The sequence below is a fragment of the Acidibrevibacterium sp. genome, assembly GCF_049965395.1.
GTDB lineage: Bacteria > Pseudomonadota > Alphaproteobacteria > Acetobacterales > Acetobacteraceae > Acidibrevibacterium > Acidibrevibacterium fodinaquatile.
On the sequence record NZ_JBMFWJ010000034.1, the window covers coordinates 6,862 to 29,921 of the forward strand.

Consider the following 23,060-nt stretch of genomic DNA (forward strand, 5'->3'; position numbering starts at 1 on the left):
GCTCGGAACTAACTTTCGGGATCACCACGAAGGGGCGATCGGGGATGACGGTGACATTGTATCGCTCGGGGTAATTCGCGATGTCGAGCGTGCTAAGCCGCTTGCTTTTGTGCCGAAACTGACGCACGGCCCGCATTCGCGCCTTGACGTGCGGCATCCCGGCAAGCTCGTTTGGCGTTGCGCTTTTGAGATTCAAAATCCAGCGTTTTAGACCATAAAGAAATTCATCCGTGCCAATGAAGGGGCGAAGAAAGGCGTCTGCTTTAGGCTCCGCGCGCAGAAAATTAGCGCGCTCCTCTTCATTAAAAACATAGTTCCCATCGTCAATTGGCTGCGTGCCGCTCAAAAGCTTTGGCGCGCCAGTCAGCGGCTTGGCTGCCTTCCGCACCACCAGATGCTTGTCGGCGAGGTTGGAGGCGTCAGTAAGATAGGGGGAAAGCGCGGGATGGCGGGATTCGCTCGGCTCGCCCTTGATGTCGGCATAGGAAAACAGGCGCTTTTCGGCCGGCTCCTGCCCGCGCGGCGCAAGCCCAATGATCACCACATGGACATGCGCCATCCCCGGCGCGTCCGATCCCCAGGCGAACGTACGGTGGGCGAACACGATTTCGAGGCGGTATTTGTCAAACATGATCGGCCAGAATTGGCCGACCTGCTCGCCCTGCGTCAGCGAATTGGTGGCAACGAAGCCAATGCGGATTGCTCGGCCGCCGACATAGGCGCCGGCCTTGAGGAACCAGGCCGCGACATAATCGAGCGTCCCGCCCGAGCCGCCAAGCGCGGCGATGCGCCGCACCTGCGCGCGTTGCGTCTCGCTCTGGTATTTCGCGCCGACAAACGGTGGATTGCCGAACACATAGGCGCAAGAATCGGCGGGCAGAACCGTGTTCCAGTCGATTTCCAGCGCGTCCTGGTTATGGATGTGCGGCGATTTCTTGAGCGGAATGCGCGCATAGGCTTCGCCGAACGCGAGCGAAAGCCGGTTGTTCATGATGTGGTCCATCATCCACAGCGCGACCTCGGCGATGCGCGCCGGAAACTCCTCCAGCTCGATGCCAAAAAATTGATCAACATCGATTTTGGATAAATTGGCGAAGTCGAGTTCGGGCAGCCCATGCGGATAGATCTCGCGCAGCAACTCGATCTCCAGCGCGCGCAATTCGCGATAGGCGATGACCAGGAAATTACCGCAACCGCAAGCCGGATCGAAAAAATTAAGCCTGGCAAGCTGATTATGAAAAGCGCGGAGCGCGCGCTCGCGCCCGGTATCGCGCCGCGCCCTGAGGCGGGAAAATTCGGCGCGCAGATCATCGAGGAACAATGGCTCGATGACTTTGAGGATATTTTTCTCCGTGGTGTAATGCGCGCCCTTGGCGCGGCGTTCCTTGTCCGACATCACCCCCTGGAACAGCGCGCCAAAAATCGCCGGTGAAATCGCATCCCAGTTGAAATCACAGGCGGCAAGCAACAGCCCGCGCATGCCCGAATCGAAGGCCGGAAGCGGCAAGCGTTCGGCGAAGAGATCGCCGTTGACATAGGGAAAGAGCGCCAGATCAGCATCCAGCGTCGTCTGCCGGCGATCCCCGGCCTGGTTCAGCACCTCGAACAACTGGCCGAGCAGAAGCCCGGTATCGCCACCGTCGGGGCGGGTGCGTTCGGTAATGAGCGTTTTGAACATGCCGCGTTCGGGGAAAATTCCTGTGTCATCCGCAAACAAGCAGAACAAAAGCCGCACCAGGAACAGCTCCAGGGCGTGCCCCGCGAAGCCAGAGGCGCGCAACGCATCGTGCAACCGCTGCATGAGCGCCGAGGCGCGGAGATTGACGGGATCCTGATCGCGGAAGCTGCGCGTCTGCACCCCCATGATGAAGCCGAAGGCTTCGATATGGCGGGGAAGGTCGGCGAGAGGGAAACGGGTCTCGGTGCCCTCGTCGAGATCGTAAAGCTCGAAGGTCTGAAAATCGGAAAGCAGGAGATAGCGGGGAAGCTCATCGTCCGACAGCGCCGGAAAATAGTCGAGCGCCTGCTTTTTGGCCGGCTTCAGATCGCGGCCGGCGCTTTTCTGCTCAATGAGGAGGGTGCCCTTCCAGAAGAGATCGAGAAACCCGCGCCGACCGCCGAGCGTTCGCACCGGCGCCTCGAAGCTCGCCACCCTCCGCCGGCGGATACCGAAAATCTCGAAAAATTCATTGTAGAAACTTTGCGTTTCGCCCTTTTCATAGCGCGCATAACGCCATTCCTCGGCGAAACGTGCCGCTCGCAAGCGGATTTCGTTCCAACTCAACCGCATCCACGTCCCCCATCGGCGCGGATTCGCGCCTACGCGATGCTACACCGATTCGCGGCAAGTCCGGCGGCAAGCCTTGGATTTCTATTCCTCGCGCGCCGGAACACATCCCCGTCGCCGCCGCAGTTCAGGCGCGCTCCGCCATCTCCGCGGTGAGCGGGGCGGGCAGGTATTTCACATAATCCTTCGGCACCACCTGCCAGAAATGCGGCAGCGCACGGTCCCAATCGTGGAGGATCATGGCGGCGTAGCGGCTCGCGGTTTCCTCGACATGGCGGGCAATCAGGGCGCGCAATTCGGCCTCCCAATGGCCGGTCGTAACGCGCTGCCACGACAACGTCTCAGGATTGAGCCGCTTTTCGAATAAGGCCGTCGGGTCATAAACGAACGCCATGCCGCCAGTGAAGCCGGCGCCGAAATTATCGCCGACCGCGCCGAGAATGACCACCGTGCCGCCGGTCATATATTCGCAGCCATTGGCGCCGCAGCCCTCGATAACCGCGATCGCGCCGGAATTACGCACCGCGAAACGCTCGCCCGCCTGGCCCGCCGCGAACAAGGCGCCGGCGGTCGCGCCATAGAGTACGGTATTGCCGATGATGGTGTTGTCGGGGCTGTGCAATGTCGAAGACGGCGCCGGGCGCACGACGATCGTTGCCCCGGAAAGCCCCTTGCCGACATAGTCGTTGGCATCACCGAAGACTTCGAGTTTCAAGCCGCGCACCGCGAACGCGCCGAGCGATTGGCCGGCCGAGCCGCGCAGACGCACCGTGACGTGATCGGGCTGCAACTGCGCACGGCCGAGCTTGCGGACGATCTTCGAGGAGAATTTGGTGCCGACGGCGCGATGGGTGTTGCGGATTGTGTATTGCAACTGCATTTTCTCGCCGTGCTCGAAAAACGCTGCGGCGTCGGCGATCATCTGTGCGTCCAGCGTCTCCGGTACCTCGTTCCGCCCGCTCACCGTGCAATAGCGCGCATAGGGGCCGGGATCGGCTTGCACCAAAAGCGGGTTGAGATCGAGATCATCGAGAATTTCGGCGCCGCGGCTGACCTGATGCAGCATGTCGGTGCGGCCGATGACTTCGGCGAGCGAGCGCACACCGAGGGATGCGAGAATGCCGCGCACATCCTCGGCGATGAAGGAAAACAGGTTGATCACCTTCTCCGGCGAGCCTTCGAACTTGGCGCGAAGCGCCTCATCCTGCGTGCAGACCCCGACCGGGCAGGTATTGGAATGGCATTGCCGCACCATGATGCAGCCCATGGCGATGAGCGAGGTGGTGCCGATGCCGAATTCCTCCGCCCCTAACATCGCCGCGATCACCACGTCGCGCCCGGTCTTGATGCCGCCATCGGTGCGTAGCTTCACGCGATGGCGCAAGCGGTTGAGCATCAGAACCTGATGCGTCTCCGAAAGCCCCATCTCCCACGGCAGCCCGGCATATTTGATCGAGCTTTGCGGGCTCGCCCCGGTGCCGCCGGCATGACCCGAGATCAGGATCGCATCCGCTTTCGCTTTCGCAACCCCGGCGGCGATGGTGCCGATGCCGCTCCGCGCGACGAGCTTGACGCAAACCGTGGCGTCCGGGTTGATCTGCTTCAGATCATAGATGAGCTGCGCCAGATCCTCGATCGAATAGATATCGTGATGCGGCGGCGGGCTGATCAGCATGACGCCGGGCGTCGCATGGCGGAGCTTGGCGATCAGCTCGGTCACCTTGAAGCCGGGCAACTGCCCGCCCTCGCCGGGTTTGGCGCCCTGCGCCACCTTGATCTCGATCTCGCGGCAATTATTGAGATATTCGGCGGTGACACCGAATCTTCCCGAGGCGATCTGCTTGATCGCGGACGAGGCATTGTCACCGTTCGGGCGCGGCATGGCGCGCTTCGGATCCTCGCCGCCTTCGCCCGAATCGGAGCGCGCGCCGATCCTGTTCATCGCGATCGAGAGCGTCTCATGCGCCTCCGGGCTCAGGGCACCGAGCGAAATCCCCGGTGCCAGAAGGCGCTTTCTGATCTCGGTGATGCTTTCCACTTCGTCGATCGGAATTGGCGTGCGGCCGGCGCGGAAATCGAGGAGATCGCGAAGGGCGATCGGCGGCATCTTGCGCACCATCTCGGCATAGCGGCGATAGGTGGTGTAACTGTCGGTCGCGACCGCGGTTTGCAGCGTGTGGATCAGGCCGGCCTCGAAACCATGCACCTCGCCGCGGCGGCGGAGCTTATAAAGCCCGCCGATCGGCAGCGTGCCCGCCTCGCCCTGCCACGCAGTTTTGTGCAGATCAAGAACTCGGCGGGCGATGCCGGCGAGCCCGATTCCGGAAATGCGCGATGGCATGCCGGGAAAGAATTCCGCGACCAGGGCGCGCGAGAGGCCGATCGCCTCGAAATTATAGCCGCCGCGATAGGACGAGATCACCGCGATGCCCATTTTCGACATCACTTTCAGCAATCCCTTATCGACTGCCTTCTTGTAGCGCTGGACAGCGGTTTTGAGCGACATATCACCGAACAAGCCGCGCTGCTGGCGGTCCGCGATCGCTTCCTGCGCGAGATAGGCGTTGACCGTCGTCGCGCCGACGCCGATTAGCACGGCGAAATAATGCACGTCATGGCATTCGCCGGCGCGGACATTGAGCGAGGTGAAGGTGCGCAAACTCTGGCGCACGAGATGGGTGTGAACGGCGCCGGTCGCCAAGATCATCGGGATTGGCGCGCGCGTCTCGGACTGCGCCTCATCCGTCAGAATGACATGGGTTGCGCCGGCGCGGACACCTTCTTCGGCTTCGGTGCGGATGCGATCGAGGGCGGCGCGAAGACCAGCCTCACCATCGCTCACCGGAAACGTGGCATCGACGATGACGGCGGAGGGCCCCATATAGGCCGCCATCGCCTGGAACTCGGCGTTCGAGAGCACCGGGCTTTCGAGCTGCAGGAGATCGCACTGGCTGGCATCCTCGTCGAGCACATTGCCGAGATTGCCGAGCCGGGTCTTGAGCGACATCACTCGGGTTTCGCGCAGGCTGTCGATCGGCGGATTGGTCACCTGGCTAAAGGCTTGGCGGAAAAAATGATGAAGACCGCGATAGCGTTCCGAAAGCACCGCGATCGGGGTGTCATCCCCCATTGAGCCGACGGCCTCGTTCGCGTCCTCGACCATCGGGTGGAGGATCAGTTCGAGGTCTTCGAGCGACACCCCAACCGCGATCTGCCGGCGCCGCAGCGCCTCGCCGGTGAAGGCCACCGGCTCGGTCGCGTCGGCGCGAACGATATGGTCGATTTCGCGAATATGCTTGACCCAGGCGCCAAAATTCTGGCGCGCGGCGAGCCGGTCCTTCAATTCGGCATCGCCATAGAAACGCGCGTGATCGAGATCGACCGCGATGGTCTGGCCGGGGCCGACGCGACCCTTTTCGACGATCTCGACCTCGTCGAGCTTCACCATGCCGGTCTCCGAGCCGACGATGAGGAGATGATCGCGGGTGATGGTGTAACGCAGCGGGCGCAAGCCGTTGCGGTCGAGCCCAGCGATCACCCAGCGCCCATCGGTCGCGGTCACCGCCGCCGGGCCGTCCCACGGCTCCATCACCGCGTTGCAATAGAGGAACATGTCGCGATGAGCTTTGGGCATCGTCGCGTCCTGGCCGATGCTCGCCGGGATCATCAGCGCTTTCGCCATCGGCGCGTCACGCCCGGCATGGACGAGAAGTTCGAAGACGTTATCAAGGATCGCGGTGTCCGAGCCGCCGGCCTGCACGACCGGCTTGATGTCGTCGAGATAGGGATCGAGCGCACCGGCCGCGAGCCGCGTCTCATGGCTTTTCATCCAGTTGACGTTGCCGGCGAGCGTGTTGATTTCACCGTTATGGGCGAGCATGCGAAATGGCTGCGCCAGCCGCCAGGTCGGGAAGGTGTTGGTCGAATAGCGCTGATGATAGATCGCGAAACGCGAGACGAAGCGCGGATCAAGAAGATCGGGATAGAAATCGGTCAGACTCTCGGCGAGGAACATGCCCTTGTAGATGATCGAGCGGGCCGAGAGGGAGCAGAAATAGAGTTCGGGAATCTGCGCTTGCTGCGCGCGTTTCTCGATCCGGCGGCGAATGACGAAGAGGTCGCGCTCGAAGGTCTCGGGATCGGCGTCGCGGGCGTTGCCGATCATGATCTGCTCGATCTCGGGCCGGGTCGCGTTCGCTTTCTCACCGATGCAATCGACATTGATCGGCACTTGCCGCCAGCCATAGATGGCATAGCCGAAGGCGAGGATTTCGCTTTCCACGATTTCGCGACAGCGTTCCTGCGCCGAGAGATCGGTTTTCGGGAGGAACACCTGCCCAACCGCGATCGGCCCGGGATAGCGCAGCGAGTCGCCGCCGCGCTCGACCGCCTCGATGAAGAAATCCTGCGGAATTTCGATATGGATGCCGGCGCCGTCACCGGTCTTGCCGTCGGCGTCCACCGCGCCGCGGTGCCAGACGGCGCGCAAGGCATCGATCCCGGCCTGGACGACGTCGCGCCGTTTCTTGCCGTCGAGGGCACAGACCAGCCCGACGCCGCAGGCATCGTGCTCTTGCGCGGGGTCATAGGTTTCGCCGAGGCGGGCGGCATTTTCCGCGAAACTGCGGAGGAAATCGGCGGCGCTTTCGTCACTCATGGCGTGCTCCTCAGACCCTGATGCCGCGTTTGCGCAGTTCGTCGGCGTGTTTCTGGACGGCTTCGCGGGCGATTTTTTGGCCCCAAATCATGCCCGCCTGGATGCTTTTGCCGGTGATCGCGGGCGTTGCCGCGAGCAGATGCTGCCCGGCCGGGGTTTGGTAGAAAGCGGTGACGGCGCGGAGATCAGCGGCGCTGAGGGCGCCGGCCCAAATCATCGCGATCTGGTGCTTGAGATCGGGGAGGCCGGCGCGAAATTCCGGCATCAGGAGAGTATCGACGATTTTGCCGGCCTCATCGACCGAGGGCGCGCCGGCGGCGGTGAGGATGGTGATCAGGCGCTCGCGCATCAAGGCCAACACGGGCGCCATCGTCGCTTCCGAGGCGGTGAGGTCGGCGAGCGCCGTGGCCTCGCGCATGGCGGCCTCATCGGCGCCGGCCGGGCGCGAGGCGATGGCGGCGAGCATGAGGGCGAGGAAGGCGGCGCGCCTCAGCGCGGCCCGCAGCAGGGGAGGGGAGGGCATCATTCCGCCGCCTCGCGTGCTGATGCCTGCGCTTCGAGCCAGGCATGCATCCGCGAAGCCGCATCCCGCCCGTCGCGGATCGCCCAAACGACGAGGCTGGCGCCGCGCACGATATCGCCGGCGGCGAAGACGCCAGGGAGAGACGTCATGAAGTCACGCGGCTGGATGCGGAGCGTGCCGTGACGGGTGACCTCGAGGCCGGGCTCGCCGAACGCCGCCGGGATGGGTTCGGGATCGAAGCCGAGCGCCTTGATCACGAGATCGGCGGGAACGGTGAAATGGCTGCCTGTCACCGGCTCGACCGACTGCCGCCCGGAGGCATCGGGGAGGCCGAGCCGCATGCGGGTCGCGCGCACCCCGCTCACCCAGTCGTCACCGAGGAACGCTTCCGGCGCCGAGAGCCAGAGGAATTCCACGCCTTCCTCCTCGGCGTTTTTCACCTCCCGGAGAGAGCCCGGCATGTTGGCGCGATCGCGGCGATAGAGACATTGCACCGAGCGCGCACCCTGGCGAACCGCGGTGCGCACGCAATCCATCGCGGTATCGCCGCCACCGATGACGACGACACGCTTGCCGGCGGCATTCAGGGTGCCAGAGTCGAAATCCGGCACGGCGTCACCAAGACCTTTGCGGTTGGCGGTGATGAGATAGTCGAGCGCGGGCACGATGCCGGGCAGGCCGGCGCCGGGGCCACCGATCTCTCGCGGCTGATAGACCCCGGTTGCGATCAGGATCGCGGCATGGCGGGCGCGGAGATCGGCGAAGGCGAGATCGCGCCCGATCGCGATATTGGTATGGAACTGGATGCCCGCCGCCTCCAGCAACCGCCAACGCCGGAGCACGATGTCCTTTTCCAGCTTGAAATTGGGGATGCCATAGATCATCAGCCCGCCGACCCGGTCATGGCGATCATAGACATGGACGCCGTAGCCGCGGGCGCGGAGTTCCTCGGCCGCCGCGAGCCCCGCCGGGCCAGCGCCGATGATGCCGACCGAGAGGCCGCGTTCACGCGCCGGCCGGCGCGGCGCAACCCAGCCCTCGGCAAAGGCGGTATCAGTGATGTAGCGCTCGACGGCGCCGATGGTGACGCTTTCGAAACCTTTCTCGATGACGCAATTGCCTTCGCAGAGCCGATCCTGCGGGCAGATGCGGCCACAAATCTCAGGAAAATTATTGGTGGCGCTGGAGAGCGCATAGGCTTCCTCGATCCGGCCCTCGGCGGTGAGTTTCAGCCAGTCGGGAATATTGTTGTGGAGCGGGCAATGCACCGAACAGAACGGCACGCCGCATTGGCTGCAGCGACTCGCCTGCGCCGCCGCCGCCTTCTGGTCGAAACGCGCGTAGATCTCCTCGAAATCGCTGCGCCGGGCCGAAATGTCACGCTTATCCGGCATCTGTTGTGACAGATGGACGAATTTCAGCATGCGTTCGGGCATTCCCCACTCCCTGGTTGCGAAAACCGCGCAGCGTCACGTCGGTGTTCCGCTCTATAAACCAGGCGAGGCTAGGATGCGAGAGGAAAAAGCGCAAAAACGTCCGGATTGATGATTATTTTGCCAAGTCCCCTTCAGTGCGCGCCAAGTCCGCAGAGCCTCCGCAACGAAATAGGATTCATATCGGACCTAATTTACACGCTCACCAGCATCATGTGTCCCCCGCCCCGGCGGTAAAGGCGAAGATACTCCGGAACTACCAATTCGACCGGGGTTGGCGTGATCCCAAGCGTCGCCAGATCCGGCGCGCCTGGCGCAACAACGTTGTCGCGTGCCAGCAAAAGCAGCTGATCGCGGGTGAGCGGCTTTCCTGGCAGATGCTCGGCGAGTGCCGCGCCGAGCGCGACCAACGCCATCGGCAGCGCGATCAGCTTCCGCCGCCGGCCAGTAACTTTCACCACATATTCAACGATTTCACGAAACTGCCAGACCCGCGGTCCGCCAAGCTCGTAAATGCCACCGGCGGCGTCCGGGTTTTCGAGCGCGACCATGATCGCATCGGCGACATCGCCAACATAGACCGGCTGCATCCGTGTCCCACCGGCGATCACCGGCATGATCGGCGAGAGCAGCGCGATCCGGCCGAGGCGGTTGAAGAATTCGTCCTCCGGCCCGAACACCACCGAGGGGCGAAGAATGGTCGCGGTCGGGAAGGCGGCGCGCAGCCTGGCCTCGCCCTCGCCCTTGGTTGCGGCGTAGCGGCTCGGGCTCGCGGGATCGGCGCCGATCGCCGAGACGTGGACGAGGCCGCGCACGCCAGCGGCGCGCGCGAGCGTTGCCACCCGCTCTGCGCCCTCGGCATGGGCGCGCGCGAAATCACCCGGCCGGCGCTCGGTGAGCAGGCCGACCAGATTGATCACCATGTCCGCGCCCTCGACCGCGCGGGCGACGGATTTTTCATCATTGAGCGGTGCATAGAGCGGCACGATCTGCCCGACCGCACCCATCGGCTTTAAAAACAGCGCCTTGTCTGGGTCACGACTGCCAATCCGCACCACCACGCCGCGTTGCGCCAGACGCTTCACCACGTAGCGGCCGATGAACCCGGCGCCGCCGAACACCGTCGCAACCTTACGCGTCGTCATGCCACCTTCTCCCTCTCACGCGCCATCGCCTTCGCCCTCTCCGAGCCTGCTGCGGATAACCCCGTTTCACGGAACCCCTTGCACATAGAGGCAAGCCCCGAATCCGGCAAATCTTTGCTGTGCCGACACCGGCACGCTTTCCACGTCGGCGCTGGTTCTTGGGTTTTCTCTACAACTCAAAGCAGTGGGCGAGTATAATTTTTGTTCCAAGGACCCGCGCAGCCGATGACGGCAAGGAATTTCAGCGCCATGAGAGCCTATCATGTGAACGGATGGTGGCGCGGTCTCGCATTGGCGCCGTTACTCTCCCTGCTCGCCTGCGACCCGGCCATCACGCCGGCGCAGCCGCAACCCGAGTCGGCCCCGCTGCCCGTCCCGCCGGCGCCGCCGGCCAAGAGCCAGGCGACGAAGCCACGCCCGCCCCTCGATGCCGCTTGGTCGTTCGAAGTCAGTGACGGCGTCTGCCGCGCTAGAGCGAGCGCCGGCGCGGCGATGGTCAGCCTCGATGTCGCCGATGACGGCACGCTGGTGATCGATGCCAAGCCTGGCGCTGATATCGCCGCCTATCTCCACGCTGCCCGCCGCCAACCGTCTTTGCTGAAGGTGGTGGCGGAGGGTGAAAACTGGCAATGGCGCTTGCACGCGACACCGGCGCACCAGTTCGAGACCCGGCTTGCCCCGAGCAAGGCGGCGCTGGCGCAGAGTCTCCTCATGCTACGAGGCAGCAGCGTCACGATGAGCATCACCTCGGCGCAGGAGCAGACGCTGCGTCTTGCGCCGGCGGGGAGCCCTGGCGCGGCCTGGTTTGCTTGCGCGAAAACCCGGATGCAATCCGCCGCCGGCGATGGCTCCTGACCGCTGGCGCGGCCTCACGCCGCCATTTTGCTACTCTCACTGCCCTTCGTCGGGATCGGCGCGGCGTGGGCCGCGATGTGCTCTTCTTCGACCCGCACCGGCGCCACCGGCGCCGGGCGGGCGATGCCCCAGAATCCGCCTTCCGGCCCATATTGCGGCTGACCACTCAGCGAAAGCCGCAGCACCCGCCCTTCACCGAGCAGGAAATCGACTTCGAGATCGGTGAACGGGGTGCCCTGTCGCACCGCGGTGACAAGCCGTTCCCACGCCTCCGGCAGCTCGCCCATGTGACCGGCGATTTTCGCGAAATCCTGTTCCGACGTCAGCCCGTTCGGACCATACACACGATCTTCGATGCATTTCGGGATATTGCCGCCGACACCGCTTACCCGGCCATCGCGGGTGAGAAACCAGAACCAGACCGCGGGCGAGGGATCGAACGCGGCGAGATGGCGCTCGCGCTCCTCGGCGGCGCGCAATTCCGGTGCGGCCAGCGCCTGCAAATGCCGCCGTTCCATCCTGCGGCCGAACAGAAAGGCGGCGAGGATCGCGCATCCGATGCCGAGGGCGGCGTTCACGGCATTGCCGAGCAGGCGATGGCCGTTTGCGGCAGACATCGCGGCGATGTAATCCTCGGTCGCCGACCAGGTGAGCGCCGAACGCGGCAGCACGATCTTTCCTTCGACGATGGTCGCGATGCCGAACGCTCGGAAAGTACGTTGCAGGAAAGCGAAGGCTGCCCGCATCTGCGGCGGCGCCGCGGCGGGTGCCTCCGTCTCGAGAACGATCCGCGTGTCACCCTCACCGAGCGTGACCGAGAGCCCGGCGAACCGACCGGACGGTGTCAGAAGGCGGCGAAGCGCGGCCTCGCCGAGAAACGTGCCGATGACCCCCTTCACCCCCGAGGGATCGACCAGCCGCCGATAGAGAACGACCCCGCGCGCGCCGCCGAGAAATTTGTCCGCCGACTCGCCCAGAGGATCGTGTGTCACATCCGAAATCGCCGCCGCATCATCGGCGGCCGGATTGCCGAGCGCTTGGCGGAACCAGGGCTCGGCCGCAACGGTGGCATGGTCGCCGGCAAGCAGGCCGGTCGCGGCGACGAGGTGGCCAGCGGCGTCGAAGAGAAACAGCCCATGGGTGAGATCGGCCTCGCTTTCGAGGCGCAGCATGCGAGTGGTCAATGCGAGCCGGTCCGGCTTGCGGAGATCGTCATCATGGAAAGCCGCAAAAAGATGGTCCGCGCGGATGGCGGCGGTCGCGAGGCGCGCTGCGGTAACGTCCTGGAAGATTTTGATATCGGCAAGCGAAACCTGTCTTAAAACGCCAATCTCGGCCATCATCCAGGCGGCGATCGCGGCGACCACCAAAAGCCCGGTCACGCCACCAATCACCCAACTAAGAGTCCATGCCTTGCGACCCGACGTTTGGGCTAACATGTAAGCGCCTCCATGCCCCTCACGGGGCTCCGCTTCGATGATTGGAGGCTGGTCTGAAATGGTTAAAGATTCTCTAACGCAAACATAACACAAAATTATTGCGCGCGGGGCGATTGACGGCCGCCAAACCGGGTGCTCAGCGCGGGTGATGGCGGGAGCGGCGGGTTTGGGCGGTGCTGTGCAGCGTCAGCGCGGCGCCGCCGAAAACGATGCCGATGGTGGCTGGAAACAGCCAAGCCGGGCGTAGCAGGAGCGGCAACATGACATCTGCCCAGACCCAGGGCGGCAAGTAATTAGCGATCACGCCATGAATACGACCGGGCAAGAGCGGGTCGACCAGGGCGAGCACCGCGGCCAGCGATGTGTCCGGCGGGATCGTGATCGCGAGCGCGAAGGCCGCAACGAAAAATCCGACCGCGATGATCGTGCAGGGACGCAAGACACTCACATGAAAAGTGGCTCTGTCATGCGATCAGCATACAACGAAGCGACGAAGGCGCCATAGCCATTATAGATCTGGGTTGGCACCCGCTCATTGCTGCCGAGCAGGCGCTCGCTGGCCTGGCTCCAGCGCGGATGCGGAACATTGGGGTTGACATTGGCCCAGAACCCGTATTCGCGCGGCTGAATGCTTTGCCAAAACACCGCCGGGCGTTTGTCGGAAAGCGTGACCTTGACCAGCGATTTCGCGGATTTGAAGCCGTATTTCCACGGCACCACGAGGCGGATCGGGCCGCCATTCTGAGGCGGCAACGGCTTTCCGTAGAGGCCGGTCGCGACGAAGGCGAGGTCGTTTTCAGCCTCGTCGATCGTCAGCCCCTCGATATAGGGCCAGGGATACCAGGGTTGGCTGAGACCGGGCATCACTTTCGGGAGCATAGCAGTCTGAAATACGACATATTTCGCCGAACCGAGCGGCTCGACCGCAGCGAGCAGGCGGCGCAGCGGAAACCCCGTCCAGGGCACCGTCATGGCCCAGGCTTCGACGCAGCGATGGCGATAAATCCGTTCTTCCTGCGGCATTTTGTTCAGAATGTCGTCGATCGCGAAGGTCTGAGGCTTGGCGACCATGCCGTCCACCGCGATCGTCCAAGGCCGCAGCGGCAGGCTCTTGGCTTCCTCCCAGAGATCCTTATCGTCGCTGAATTCGTAGTAATTATTGTACGTCTCGGCGTCCTTTTCGGCGCTCAAGGCGCGGCCCGGGGGAAAGCGCGGGTCGGGGATCAAGGGGGGCGGGGTGTCGGCGCGGGCGGCGGAGCTCGCGAGGCCAAGCGCTGCGGCACCCGCGATCAGGTGCCGCCGGCCGAGAGCCAAGGTCTCCGGTGTCACGGCTCGTTCGGGGAGTTCCCAGCCACGCGGATTGCGGATCAGCATTTGTCTTCTCCTGCTGAAAATGTTTCGCCTGCCTGCGGGATGTGGGCTTTGCCGAAATTTTGTCATCGGTATGGCGACGAACGTGAATGAAAATATAGCCCCTCCATTAAGCGCTCGCAGGCTGTCGCGCCAAGAAAGCGGGAGAAAGTCTTTTTGCTTCTTTTTCTTCAGAAAAAGAAGTTTTTTCTATTATCATCCTAACCTTCACCCGGCGGCGCGGGTGCGGGCGGCGACATAGCCGCGATTCCAGGTCGGGGTGATCAAAACCTCGTTGAGACAGACCGACGCCGGCAGACAGGCGACATAGCGAATGAGATCGGCGCAATCCTCTGCCTTGAGCATCCGCGCCCGCTCCTCGGCGCTCACCGGCACCGGGCGGCGGTCGAGAATCGGGGTTGCGACCTCGCCCGGGCAGATCACCGTCGAACGGATGCCGTGCACGCATTCCTCCATGTTGAGACTATGGCTCATCGCCACCACCGCGTGTTTGGCGGCGGAATAAGCGGGACCACTGAGCAGGCTCACGAAGCGCCCGGCGAAGGAGGCGGTGTGGATCAGGAGCCCGTCCTTCTGCGCCCGCATCATCGGCAGCGCCGCGATGACGCAGTAGAAGGCGGCGTGGAGATTGGCGCCGAACACCTCGTCAGCGCCGGCGGCGGAGAGTTCCACCCAGGCGCGGCGAAGCACGTTGAGCCCGGCATTATTGACAAGAATATCGAGCCGGCCAAAGCGTTCGGCGATGGCGGCGGCGATCGCCGGCGCAGTCGCGGGGTCGGAGAGATCGCCGGGCTCGAGGCTGGCGCCGGGAATGTCGGCGGCCACCGCTTCCAGGCTTTCGCGCCGCCGCCCGCTGAGGACGACATGCGCTCCCTCCGCGGCCAGCGCCCGCGCGGCCGCCGCGCCGATGCCACTGCCGGCGCCGGTGATCCAGGCGATTTTTCCTTCCAAGCGAGCCATCGCATCCTCCCTCACGGTAATGATTTCTTAGGAGTGGTGAGGATAGAACCCGCGACGATGCAGGCCAACCGCAAACAACGCCGGGCCCATGCGCACGACGTCGCCGCCGGTATGTCGGGACGGGCGGCGGCGGGCGATCCTGCCAGTATCGCACATGAGGCGGCGCGCCGGCTCGCCGCGGGGGACGCGGCGGCGGCGCTGGCCGTGCTTGCGCGCGGCGTGAAGCGCTTTCCCAGCCATCCCGAACTCGGTAACAATTACGCGAATGCGCTCGCCGGGCTTGGCCGGTTGCCCGAGGCGGTCGCCATGTTCGAGAAGGTGCTGGCACTGCGCCCGGCCTTTCCTGAAGCACTCAACAATTATGGCAGTGCGCTCGAAAAACTCGGCCGGCTTTATGACGCGGCGGCGCGGTTCCGCGCGGCACTCGCGCTCGCGCCTGGTCTCAGTGCTGCGCATAATAATCTCGCGGGCGTTTTGAAGGCGCTCGGCGATGTGGCCGGCGCGGAGGCGAGCTATCGCCGCGCGATCGCCCTTGATCCCAGCGCCGCGAGCCCGTTGTTCAATTTCGGCACCTTCCTGATCGAGCAGCGCCGCGAGGTGGAGGCGGTTTCCTGCCTTGAGCGGGTGCGCGTGAGCAACCCGGACAATATTCCGCTATTGAATAATCTCGGTGTCGCGCTCAAGACCCTCGGGCGTTTTACGGAGGCCGAGCGCCATCTCTGCCGCGCCCTCAGCCTCGCCCCGGACTACGCCGATACCCATCACAATCTCGGCACTCTCCGCCATGCCGAGGGGGCTCTCGCGGCGGCGCGGGATTGCTATCACCGCGCTCTCGCTCTCCGCCCGGACATGGCCAACACGTGGTGCAATCTCGGCAGCACGCTGGCGGCGCTCGGTGATCTCGAGGGCGGGCGGGCGGCGCTTCGCCGGGCGATCGCGCTCTCGCCGCTCGTTCCCGTCTATCATCGCTATCTCGCCGATATCATCACCTTCACGCCGGGTGACGCCGACGAGCGGGCTCTCGCCGGGCTCGCCGCGCGGCTCACGACGTTTCCGCCGGAGCAGCGGCTCGATGCGCATTTCGCGCTGGCCAAGGCGGCGAGCGATTGCCGCCGCCACGATGTCGCGATGACCCATTACCTCGCCGGCAATGCCTTGAAGCGCAGCCTCATTGCCTATGACGAAACCGCCGAACTCGCGGCGTTAGCGGCGATTCCCGAACGTTTTCCCGCGCCCTTGGTGCGCGCGGGTGGCGGCGATCCCGATCCGCTGCCGATCTTCATCGTCGGTATGCCGCGTTCGGGGACGACCTTGGTCGAGCAGGTACTGGCGAGTTTGCCCGGCGTTTTTGGCGGCGACGAGATGGATGCGCTCGACAAGACCCTGGCCCGCTTCCCGACGCCCGAGACGCTGGATGAGGCAGGATTTCGGGCGTTGGCGGCGGATTATCTCGCCCGCATCCGGGCGTTGGCCCCTGGGATGAGGCGCATCACCAACAAGGTGCCGCTCAATTTCCGCCATCTCGGCGTGCTCCATCGCGCATTGCCGGCGGCGAAATTCGTGCATGTCTTTCGTGATCCGCGCGATACCTGTGTTTCGTGCTTTACCAAACTGTTCAGCGGCGCGCTTGATTTCACCTATGATCTCGGCGAACTCGGCCGCTATTACCGCGCCTATGAACGGGTGATGGCGCATTGGCGGGCGGTATTGCCGGCGGAGACGCTGCTCGATCTTCGCTACGAGGATTTCGTCGCCGATCTCGCCGCCCAAGCGCGCCGGCTGGTCGCGTTTTGCGGCCTCCCTTGGGACGAGATCTGTCTTCGCTTTTTTGAAACCGACCGCACCGTGCGCACGGCGAGTGTTGCCCAGGTGCGCCGACCGCTGTTTTCGTCCTCCATCGGCCGCTGGCGGGTCTATGGCGCGGCGCTCGCCCCGCTCGAGGCGGCGCTTGGCCTCCCACCCACCGAGGTTGCGGCCGCGACTCCGGCGCTTGCGGCGGTGGGTTAGCCTTCCTCCTCCGCACCCCTGCCATGCGCGGCCCCGCGAAGGCTTGCCGGGGCGAACGCGCGCGATCATAGTGCATTGCAACAAACCGGTGCGCTGCGTCGATGGGTTTCGCCCGCGCGGCCGCTTGCGCCGGTGCGCCGCCCCTTGCGAAGGAGAGCCCCGGTGCCGGAACATCCGCTGCCGCGCCATTGGCAGCCGAAAACCACTGAGACATCTGGCCGCTGGCCGCTGCCGCCGCTGCTGGTCGCCCTCGCGCGGGGGCTCAAGGGGCATTGCCCGGTCTGTGGCCAGAGCCACATCTTCAACGGTTATCTGCGCGTGGTGAAGCAGTGCCAGAATTGTGCCGCGCCGCTCGGCGAGGTGCGCTCAGACGATATGCCACCTTATTTCACCATCGTCATCGTCGGCCATCTCATTATCCCCGGCATGCTGATCCTTGAGCAGACCAAAGCGCCGCCGCTTTGGGTGCATATCGCGATCTGGGTGCCGCTCACCCTGGCGTTGACGCTCACTCTGCTCCGCCCGGTCAAGGGTGCGACGCTCGGGCTGATGCTCAGCCTCGGGCTAATGAAGGAGGGCGGCTCATGAGGCCACCCGGCCGGGACTAGCGAGCGGGCCATGGCGACAGAGGGTCAAAATCGCTTGGAACGCGTGGTGCTGACCGGCGAGGCGCTGAGCCGGTTGTCGCCGCTTCTCGAAGCCGATCGCGCGCAAGCGGTGCATGATCTGGAAGCGGACAGCCATTTCTCGCTCCCCGGCCGCGAGGGGCCGTTTCACCTCCATCTCTCCATCCAGGAAGGGCGCCTGGTGTTCGATATCCGCCGCCAGGATGACACGCCAGAGGCCGTCCATGTGCTCGCGCTCGGCCCGTTCCGCGGGTTGATCAAGGATTACCACCTTCTGGTCGAGAGCTATCACCTCGCAATCGCCGAGGGTCGCGAGGCGCGTATCCAGGCGATCGACATGGGACGGCGGGGCCTCCATAACGAAGGCGCGAGCTTGATGCGCGAGCGGCTGGCGAGCAAGGCCGAGATTGATTTCGAAACCGCGCGGCGGCTGTTCACCCTGGTTTGCGTGCTGCATCAACGGAGCTGACAGGTCCCGATGAAGATCGATGGCACCCCTTATCGCGCGATTTGGCTCGAACAAGATGGCTGGTCGGTGCGCATCATCGATCAGACCAAACTGCCATGGTCGTTCGAGATCCTGCGTCTCACCACGCTCGAGGAGGCGGCGCACGCGATCCGCGCCATGCTGGTCCGCGGCGCGCCGCTGATCGGGGCGGCGGCGGCCTATGGGCTCTGTCTCGGCCTTCGCGCCGATCCGGGGACGGCGACGCTGGCGCGCGGCGCCGAGATCCTGATGGCCACCCGCCCGACCGCCGTGAATCTCGCTTGGGCGATCGAGCGCATGCGGGTGCGGCTCGAAAACCTGCCGCCCGACCGCCGCGTCGCCGCCGCTTATGCCGAAGCCGCGGCGATCGCCGAGGAGGATGTCGCGTGCAATGCGGCGATCGGCCGCGGCGGGCTCGAATTGATCGTCCATGCCGCCGCCGGCAGGCGGGTCAATATTCTGACGCATTGCAATGCCGGCTGGCTCGCGACCGTCGATTGGGGCACGGCACTCGCGCCGATCTACATGGCGCATGACCACGGCGTCGATATCCATGTCTATGTCGACGAGACACGGCCGCGCAACCAGGGGGCAGCGCTGACCGCCTGGGAACTCGGCAAGCATGGCGTTGCGCACACCTTGATCGCCGATAATGCGGGCGGCCACCTGATGCAGCGCGGCAAGGTCGATCTGGTGATCGTCGGCGCCGACCGGGTGACGCGCGCCGGCGATGTCGCCAACAAGATCGGCACCTACCTCAAAGCGCTGGCGGCGCGGGATGCCGGTGTGCCGTTCTGGGTCGCCGTTCCCTCCAGCACCATCGATTGGACAATCCGCGACGGGATCGCCGCGATCCCGATCGAGGAGCGGGCGGCAAGCGAGGTGACGATGGTCACCGGCCGTGCTCTCGATGGCAGCATCGCGACGGTGCGCCTCTGCCCCAAGGAGACCCCGGCCGCCAATCCCGCCTTCGACGTCACACCGGCGCGGCTGGTGAGCGGCTTCATCACCGAGCGCGGCCGCTGCGCCGCGAGCGAGGGCGGGCTTTTATCCCTGTTCCCCGAACACAAATAAGCCCCGAGCGGGTAAGCCCCGAGCGGGGGGAATCTCTCAGGCGAACGTCAGATCGGGCGGCAGGCCGAGGAGATGGCGGCCGATGGTCTCGAAATGGTTGCTCCGCGCCTGCACCTGCTGGGAAACCGCGAAACTGTCGCGAAACCGCCGCTCGAACGGCGAGCCATCGAAAATCGCGTTCACGCCGGCGGCATGATAGAGGGCGACGGTGACCTCGCGCGCCTCGGCGAGGGCATGCGAGGCAGAAGCGCGGATCGTCATGCGCTGATCGAGGCCGAGGCCGCCGGTCGTGAGAATGTCATCCATCCCGTTCGCGAGACTCGCCGCAATGAAGCTGCGCGCCGCGCTAAGCCGGGCATGCAGCCGCCCGGTTTCGCCCTGGACGCTGGCGCTTTCGGCGAGCCGGGCTTGGCCTTCGCGCGGGGTTTTCTTGACCGCGAGCGCGAGGAAATCCGCCATCATCGCCTGCGCGAGGCCAAGGGCGACGGAGGCGAAGCCGCACGCGTAGATGTGGTTGGTGTTGAAGCGATAGAGCGGCGCCGGGTGCAGGATTTCGGCGTTCACGTCGCGCGAGAGGGTGAGATGGTCGGGGACGAAGAGATCACTGACCTCATAGCTGTCGCTGCCGGTGCCACGGAGACCGATGACGTGCCAGTTATCCTCGATCCGCGCCAGCTCACGCGGGAATAGCATGGTGCGCTCGATGAGAGCGCCGGTTTCGTCGCGGGCGGCGCTGCCATCGGGGAGGATGACGCGGCAATGTCCGCCGAGCCAAGTTGCGTGCCGGCTGCCACTCGCGAAACCCCATTTGCCGTTGACGCGGTAGCCGCCGGCGACCTTCTCCGCTTTTCCGGCTGCCCCCGCCCCCCAGGCGAGCACCGCGCGCGGCGGCCCGAACACCTCCCGCGCCGCACCAGGGGCGAGATAGCCGGCCGAGAGCGAGCAGCCGGCGGTCTGGCAGACGCACCAGGCGGTCGCGGCGTCGGCGCGGGCGAGGGTCTCGATGATCCGCACGAATTCCGCCGGCGCCAGCTCCGCGCCTTCGAGGGTTTTGGGCAGCAGGAGACGAAACAGCCCAGCCTCATGCAGCGCATCGACGAGATCTGCGGGCAATTCCCGCTCACGCTCGATCCGCCCCGCTGCTGCCGCGATCATCGGCGCCAACCGCCGCGCCGCCGCCATTTCCCGCCCTTCGCTCGTGCGCATTTTCTGCGTTACGTCCGGCTGTTTGCTTACTCTGGCAGCATCGTGCCCGAGCCCCCGAATTCGGCCGGGAAATCGGCGAATTTCGGCAGGCCATCATGAAGATGCAGCACCGTCTCGCTGTAATTGACGTGCAGCGCCGGCTGGTAGTCGAGGCTTGGGATCGTTGCCGAGAACACGTCGACGAGGCCGAGCGGCGGGTGGTTGGTCATCAGATGCCCGCCACAGAGGGCGCAGAATTTGCGCTCGCTCATCGGCGTCTTGGCGAAGGTCGCGAGATGTTCCTCACCCTTGGTGACCTTGACCGCCTCTGGCTTCCACAGGCTGAAGGCATTCACCGGCCCCCCCGACCAGGAGCGGCAGGAGCGGCAATGGCAATAGCCCATGCCTTCGGGCTCGCCAGTGACTTCGATCACGATGGCGCCGCAGAAACAAGCGCCTTGATGCGTCGGCATGATTCGTCTCCTCCGGTTTTTTCTCCCCCGATCGTGCCTTATTGCGCCCGGCGCGGCAAGCCGGGCCGGCGATCCGTCACCGCCGATCGGGCGGATGGGCGGTGGGTGCATCGGTGTCTGCGACCAGGACGAAGTCGAAGGGCGAGCGCCAGCGTGTGCGCCCGTCTGTCGCCGGCTCGAACGGAGCGATCAGGGATGCCTTGACACCAAAAACGGCGTCCGTGGAGAGCCAGGGATCATCACCAACGAACGTGTGGGTGACCAGGCGCTGATAACCCGGCGCGGTGATCATGAAATGCATATGCGCCGGCCGTCTCGGATGGCGTCCGAGGGCGGTGAGCATTTTCCCAACCGGCCCGTCATCGGGGATCGGGTAGCTCACCGGCTTGATGCCGATGAATTCGTAATGCCCGTCCGGGCCGGTGATGAAGACCCCGCGATTATTCCATTTGTCCTGCAGGCCGGGCTGCTGGACGGAATAGAACCCCTCGGCATTGTCTGACCAGACATCGATCCGCGCCCCCACGATCGGCGCGCCGCCGACGGTGAGGACGCGGCCGGTATAAAGACAGGTCTCCCCCTTGCCATCGAGCGAAATGCTCTCGCCCATCGCCCGCTCCGGCGCCCCGGCGACATGAAACGGGCCGAGGACGGTATTCTCGGTCGCTCCCGGCGGACGGCGGTGATTGATCGCATCGACCAGCATCGAGAGCCCGAGGACATCCGAGAGCAGGATGAATTCCTGCCGCTCTTCGCTGCACATCTGGCCGGCTTTGGTGAGGAAATCGATGCCGAACGCCCATTCCGCTTCGGTCAGCGCCACCTCCTTGGCGAAAGCGTGCAGATGGCGGACGAGCGCCGCCATGATCTGCCGCAGACGCGGATCGATCTCCGCGCCCATGCGGGCATTGACGGTCTCTTCTGAATTCGCCTCGGTGAAATAGCGGGGCATGGTTTCCTCCTGATGCCGGTTCTTTGTCTCATCCCGGCGTTCATGTCGGGGGCCTCATCCCGTGCGCTCGCCGGTGAAGGCACGCTCAAGGAGCGCATGAATCGCGTTTCGTGTCACGGGACTTGGGTTCGGGTAAGGATTTTTCACCGCGAGATCGGCGACCCGGTCGAGCGCGGACGGCGCCAGTCCGAGATCGCGAAGCGCCATTGGCGCGCCGAGCGACCGCGCGAAGTCCCACAGCCCACCGGCGAGATTGCCGCCGAACAGCGCCGCGGCGGGAGCCAGCTCAGCGTGTGCCGTGGCCGCATTATAGGCGGTGGTATGAGACCTCAACTCAGTCATATGAATTTGCAGAACCGCCGCTCGATAGTGGTCATCTGATCCTGAGACATGCGAGACCGGCCTCATCAGAATGCACCTAATCGGCATACTGGGACGTTGGACGGTGATGGTTGATCACGCGAGCGGCAGCGCTCCTTCATAGCGGGCACGCGGGCGTATCAAGCTGCCTTCGAGCGCCTGTTCCATCGCATGGGCGGCCCAGCCGACGCTCCGCCCAAGCAGGAAGAGGGTGAGTGAGGCATCGGCCGGCAGGCCAGCTCCGCGGGCCAACGCCATCAGCCCGAAATCGATATTCGGCAGAAGGCCGGTCGCCTCCCGGACGTGTTCCGCCAGTTCTCGCATGAGGGCATCGGGCTTGAGCATGGTGCCGAGTGTGAGCATCCGGATATCGCCATTCGGATAGAGCGGATGGCCGAAGCCGGGTACCGCGCCGTCGCGGTCCAGCCATGCCCGGGTCGTCGCTTCCGGCCCTTCGCGCTCGGCATCGTCGAGCATACGCGCAAGTGCGGTCGCAGCACCGCCATGCCTGGGGCCGGAGAGAGTGCTCAGGCCCGCGAGCAGGCACGCGGCGACGGAAGCGCCGGTCGATGCCGCCACACGCGTCGCAAAGGTGGAGGCGTTGAGTTCGTGATCCGCGATCAGGACGAGCGCGCGCCGGACCAGCTCGGCATTGTCTGCCCCGAGCGACCACAACGAAGCCAACCCGAGATGAAGCGGCGCAGCGCCAGGCGCGATGCCGCAGGCGGCGGCGATGCAGGCGATGGCGGTGCGGGCATCTCGGCAAAGCCGTTCCTTGCCACGGCCAATCGATGGCCGGCACTGCGAAACCAGCCCGGCCAGCGCCTCGAATGGGTTGGCGCGACGGTTCGTCGAAACCGGGATATCGACCACGTCTTCGCAGTCCCACAGCAGGCGGGCGGCATCTTCTAGGGTTGCGCCTACGGAGAAGCGAGCTGCGTCCTCGCCGCGATAGATCAGCCGCCCGCGCTCGACAGTCGAGATATGCGTGACGATCGATGCCTCGCCCCACGCCATGGCCCGCGCCGCGACCGCCGAGGGCTTGCGGCTGGCGTTGGCGCGTTGGGCCAGCTGGGCAACATCCTCGGCGCGATAGAGGCTGCGGCGGGAGCCGACCGTCTCGCGCCGCACCTCGATCCGTCCGCGGCTGACATAGGCGTAGAGCGTCTGCGGCTTGACGCCGAGAAGGGCCAGGGCCTCGGTACGGTCGATCCAGTCGTTCATAT

General features: G+C 64.8%; 19 protein-coding genes. 5 read left to right on the top strand and 14 right to left on the bottom strand.

The annotated features are described in order from the left end of the window. From ACP5M5_RS10550 to ACP5M5_RS10570, 5 genes are all read right to left on the bottom strand, one after another. A partial coding sequence (locus tag ACP5M5_RS10550; protein ID WP_427937200.1) for a DNA methyltransferase occupies positions 1-2,290 on the bottom strand: 2,290 nt, incomplete at its 3' end. A 124-nt stretch (positions 2,291-2,414) separates the two neighbouring features. Beyond that, entirely contained in the window at positions 2,415-6,944 is a 4,530-nt protein-coding gene (gene gltB, locus ACP5M5_RS10555) for a glutamate synthase large subunit (RefSeq protein WP_427937202.1), read from the bottom strand. Between the two features lie 10 nt (positions 6,945-6,954). Then, positions 6,955-7,470, bottom strand: coding sequence for a DUF2059 domain-containing protein (locus ACP5M5_RS10560; protein ID WP_427937204.1), 516 nt, complete (start codon positions 7,468-7,470; stop codon positions 6,955-6,957). Further along, complete coding sequence (locus ACP5M5_RS10565) at positions 7,467-8,903, bottom strand: NAD(P)-dependent oxidoreductase (protein WP_427937206.1); 1,437 nt, start codon at positions 8,901-8,903, stop codon at positions 7,467-7,469. The genes ACP5M5_RS10560 and ACP5M5_RS10565 overlap by 4 nt, the downstream gene beginning before the upstream one ends. 191 nt (positions 8,904-9,094) lie before the next feature. After that, positions 9,095-10,045 (bottom strand): complex I NDUFA9 subunit family protein, encoded by a 951-nt coding sequence (locus ACP5M5_RS10570; RefSeq protein WP_427937208.1) that lies wholly within the window; start codon positions 10,043-10,045, stop codon positions 9,095-9,097. Positions 10,046-10,294: 249 nt separating this feature from the next. Here ACP5M5_RS10570 and ACP5M5_RS10575 point away from each other — a divergent pair, with 249 nt between their 5' ends. Then, positions 10,295-10,900 carry a hypothetical protein gene (locus ACP5M5_RS10575; RefSeq protein WP_427937210.1) on the top strand — a complete coding sequence of 202 codons (606 nt, stop codon included), beginning with the start codon at positions 10,295-10,297 and terminating at the stop codon, positions 10,898-10,900. A gap of 14 nt (positions 10,901-10,914) precedes the next feature. On the opposite strand, the gene ACP5M5_RS10580 is transcribed toward ACP5M5_RS10575, so the two are convergent. The 4 genes from ACP5M5_RS10580 to ACP5M5_RS10595 all read right to left on the bottom strand — a co-directional run bounded on the left by ACP5M5_RS10580 (position 10,915) and on the right by ACP5M5_RS10595 (position 14,670). Next, complete coding sequence (locus tag ACP5M5_RS10580; protein WP_427937211.1) at positions 10,915-12,282, bottom strand: hypothetical protein; 1,368 nt, start codon at positions 12,280-12,282, stop codon at positions 10,915-10,917. A gap of 193 nt (positions 12,283-12,475) precedes the next feature. Continuing rightward, a complete protein-coding gene (locus ACP5M5_RS10585) occupies positions 12,476-12,787 on the bottom strand; it encodes a hypothetical protein (protein WP_427937213.1) in 312 nt (103 codons plus the stop codon). After that, on the bottom strand, positions 12,784-13,713 hold the full coding sequence (gene msrP / locus ACP5M5_RS10590; protein WP_427937215.1) for a protein-methionine-sulfoxide reductase catalytic subunit MsrP: 930 nt from the start codon (positions 13,711-13,713) through the stop codon (positions 12,784-12,786). The genes ACP5M5_RS10585 and msrP overlap by 4 nt, the downstream gene beginning before the upstream one ends. A gap of 204 nt (positions 13,714-13,917) precedes the next feature. Beyond that, positions 13,918-14,670 (bottom strand): SDR family oxidoreductase, encoded by a 753-nt coding sequence (locus ACP5M5_RS10595; protein ID WP_427937216.1) that lies wholly within the window; start codon positions 14,668-14,670, stop codon positions 13,918-13,920. A 36-nt stretch (positions 14,671-14,706) separates the two neighbouring features. Between ACP5M5_RS10595 and ACP5M5_RS10600 the strand changes: the two genes are divergently transcribed. From ACP5M5_RS10600 to mtnA, 4 genes are all read left to right on the top strand, one after another. Continuing rightward, positions 14,707-16,677, top strand: coding sequence for a tetratricopeptide repeat-containing sulfotransferase family protein (locus ACP5M5_RS10600; RefSeq protein ID WP_427937217.1), 1,971 nt, complete (start codon positions 14,707-14,709; stop codon positions 16,675-16,677). A gap of 162 nt (positions 16,678-16,839) precedes the next feature. After that, positions 16,840-17,265: a DUF983 domain-containing protein gene (locus tag ACP5M5_RS10605; protein WP_427937219.1), complete on the top strand. Its 426-nt coding sequence runs from the start codon at positions 16,840-16,842 to the stop codon at positions 17,263-17,265. Positions 17,266-17,295: 30 nt separating this feature from the next. Continuing rightward, the gene (locus ACP5M5_RS10610) at positions 17,296-17,772 is read left to right on the top strand and encodes a UPF0262 family protein (RefSeq protein ID WP_427937220.1); all 477 of its coding nucleotides are present in this window, start codon (positions 17,296-17,298) and stop codon (positions 17,770-17,772) included. Between the two features lie 9 nt (positions 17,773-17,781). Continuing rightward, entirely contained in the window at positions 17,782-18,864 is a 1,083-nt protein-coding gene (gene mtnA, locus ACP5M5_RS10615; protein WP_427937222.1) for an S-methyl-5-thioribose-1-phosphate isomerase, read from the top strand. 36 nt (positions 18,865-18,900) lie between these two features. Here the strand turns inward: mtnA and ACP5M5_RS10620 are convergent, their stop codons facing one another. The 5 genes from ACP5M5_RS10620 to ACP5M5_RS10640 all read right to left on the bottom strand — a co-directional run. Continuing rightward, positions 18,901-20,070 (bottom strand): acyl-CoA dehydrogenase family protein, encoded by a 1,170-nt coding sequence (locus tag ACP5M5_RS10620; protein ID WP_427937224.1) that lies wholly within the window; start codon positions 20,068-20,070, stop codon positions 18,901-18,903. Positions 20,071-20,096: 26 nt separating this feature from the next. Next, complete coding sequence (locus ACP5M5_RS10625) at positions 20,097-20,522, bottom strand: GFA family protein (RefSeq protein ID WP_427937226.1); 426 nt, start codon at positions 20,520-20,522, stop codon at positions 20,097-20,099. 76 nt (positions 20,523-20,598) lie between these two features. After that, positions 20,599-21,474: an intradiol ring-cleavage dioxygenase gene (locus ACP5M5_RS10630; RefSeq protein WP_427937227.1), complete on the bottom strand. Its 876-nt coding sequence runs from the start codon at positions 21,472-21,474 to the stop codon at positions 20,599-20,601. Positions 21,475-21,528: 54 nt separating this feature from the next. After that, positions 21,529-21,816: a hypothetical protein gene (locus ACP5M5_RS10635; protein WP_427937229.1), complete on the bottom strand. Its 288-nt coding sequence runs from the start codon at positions 21,814-21,816 to the stop codon at positions 21,529-21,531. Positions 21,817-21,930: 114 nt separating this feature from the next. Further along, on the bottom strand, positions 21,931-23,060 hold a 1,130-nt coding region (locus ACP5M5_RS10640), incomplete at its 5' end, for a citrate/2-methylcitrate synthase (RefSeq protein WP_427937230.1).

What these genes read in the sequence shown, in the direction of transcription:
- gltB (WP_427937202.1), bottom strand. Translation starts at nt 6,944, where the DNA reads ATGAGTGACGAAAGCGCCGCCGATTTCCTCCGCAGTTTCGCGGAAAAT.
- ACP5M5_RS10560 (WP_427937204.1), bottom strand. Translation starts at nt 7,470, where the DNA reads ATGATGCCCTCCCCTCCCCTGCTGCGGGCCGCGCTGAGGCGCGCCGCC.
- ACP5M5_RS10565 (WP_427937206.1), bottom strand. Translation starts at nt 8,903, where the DNA reads ATGCCCGAACGCATGCTGAAATTCGTCCATCTGTCACAACAGATGCCG.
- ACP5M5_RS10570 (WP_427937208.1), bottom strand. Translation starts at nt 10,045, where the DNA reads ATGACGACGCGTAAGGTTGCGACGGTGTTCGGCGGCGCCGGGTTCATC.
- ACP5M5_RS10575 (WP_427937210.1), top strand. Translation starts at nt 10,295, where the DNA reads ATGAGAGCCTATCATGTGAACGGATGGTGGCGCGGTCTCGCATTGGCG.
- msrP (WP_427937215.1), bottom strand. Translation starts at nt 13,713, where the DNA reads ATGCTGATCCGCAATCCGCGTGGCTGGGAACTCCCCGAACGAGCCGTG.
- ACP5M5_RS10595 (WP_427937216.1), bottom strand. Translation starts at nt 14,670, where the DNA reads ATGGCTCGCTTGGAAGGAAAAATCGCCTGGATCACCGGCGCCGGCAGT.
- ACP5M5_RS10610 (WP_427937220.1), top strand. Translation starts at nt 17,296, where the DNA reads ATGGCGACAGAGGGTCAAAATCGCTTGGAACGCGTGGTGCTGACCGGC.
- mtnA (WP_427937222.1), top strand. Translation starts at nt 17,782, where the DNA reads ATGAAGATCGATGGCACCCCTTATCGCGCGATTTGGCTCGAACAAGAT.
- ACP5M5_RS10620 (WP_427937224.1), bottom strand. Translation starts at nt 20,070, where the DNA reads ATGCGCACGAGCGAAGGGCGGGAAATGGCGGCGGCGCGGCGGTTGGCG.
- ACP5M5_RS10625 (WP_427937226.1), bottom strand. Translation starts at nt 20,522, where the DNA reads ATGCCGACGCATCAAGGCGCTTGTTTCTGCGGCGCCATCGTGATCGAA.
- ACP5M5_RS10630 (WP_427937227.1), bottom strand. Translation starts at nt 21,474, where the DNA reads ATGCCCCGCTATTTCACCGAGGCGAATTCAGAAGAGACCGTCAATGCC.
- ACP5M5_RS10635 (WP_427937229.1), bottom strand. Translation starts at nt 21,816, where the DNA reads ATGACTGAGTTGAGGTCTCATACCACCGCCTATAATGCGGCCACGGCA.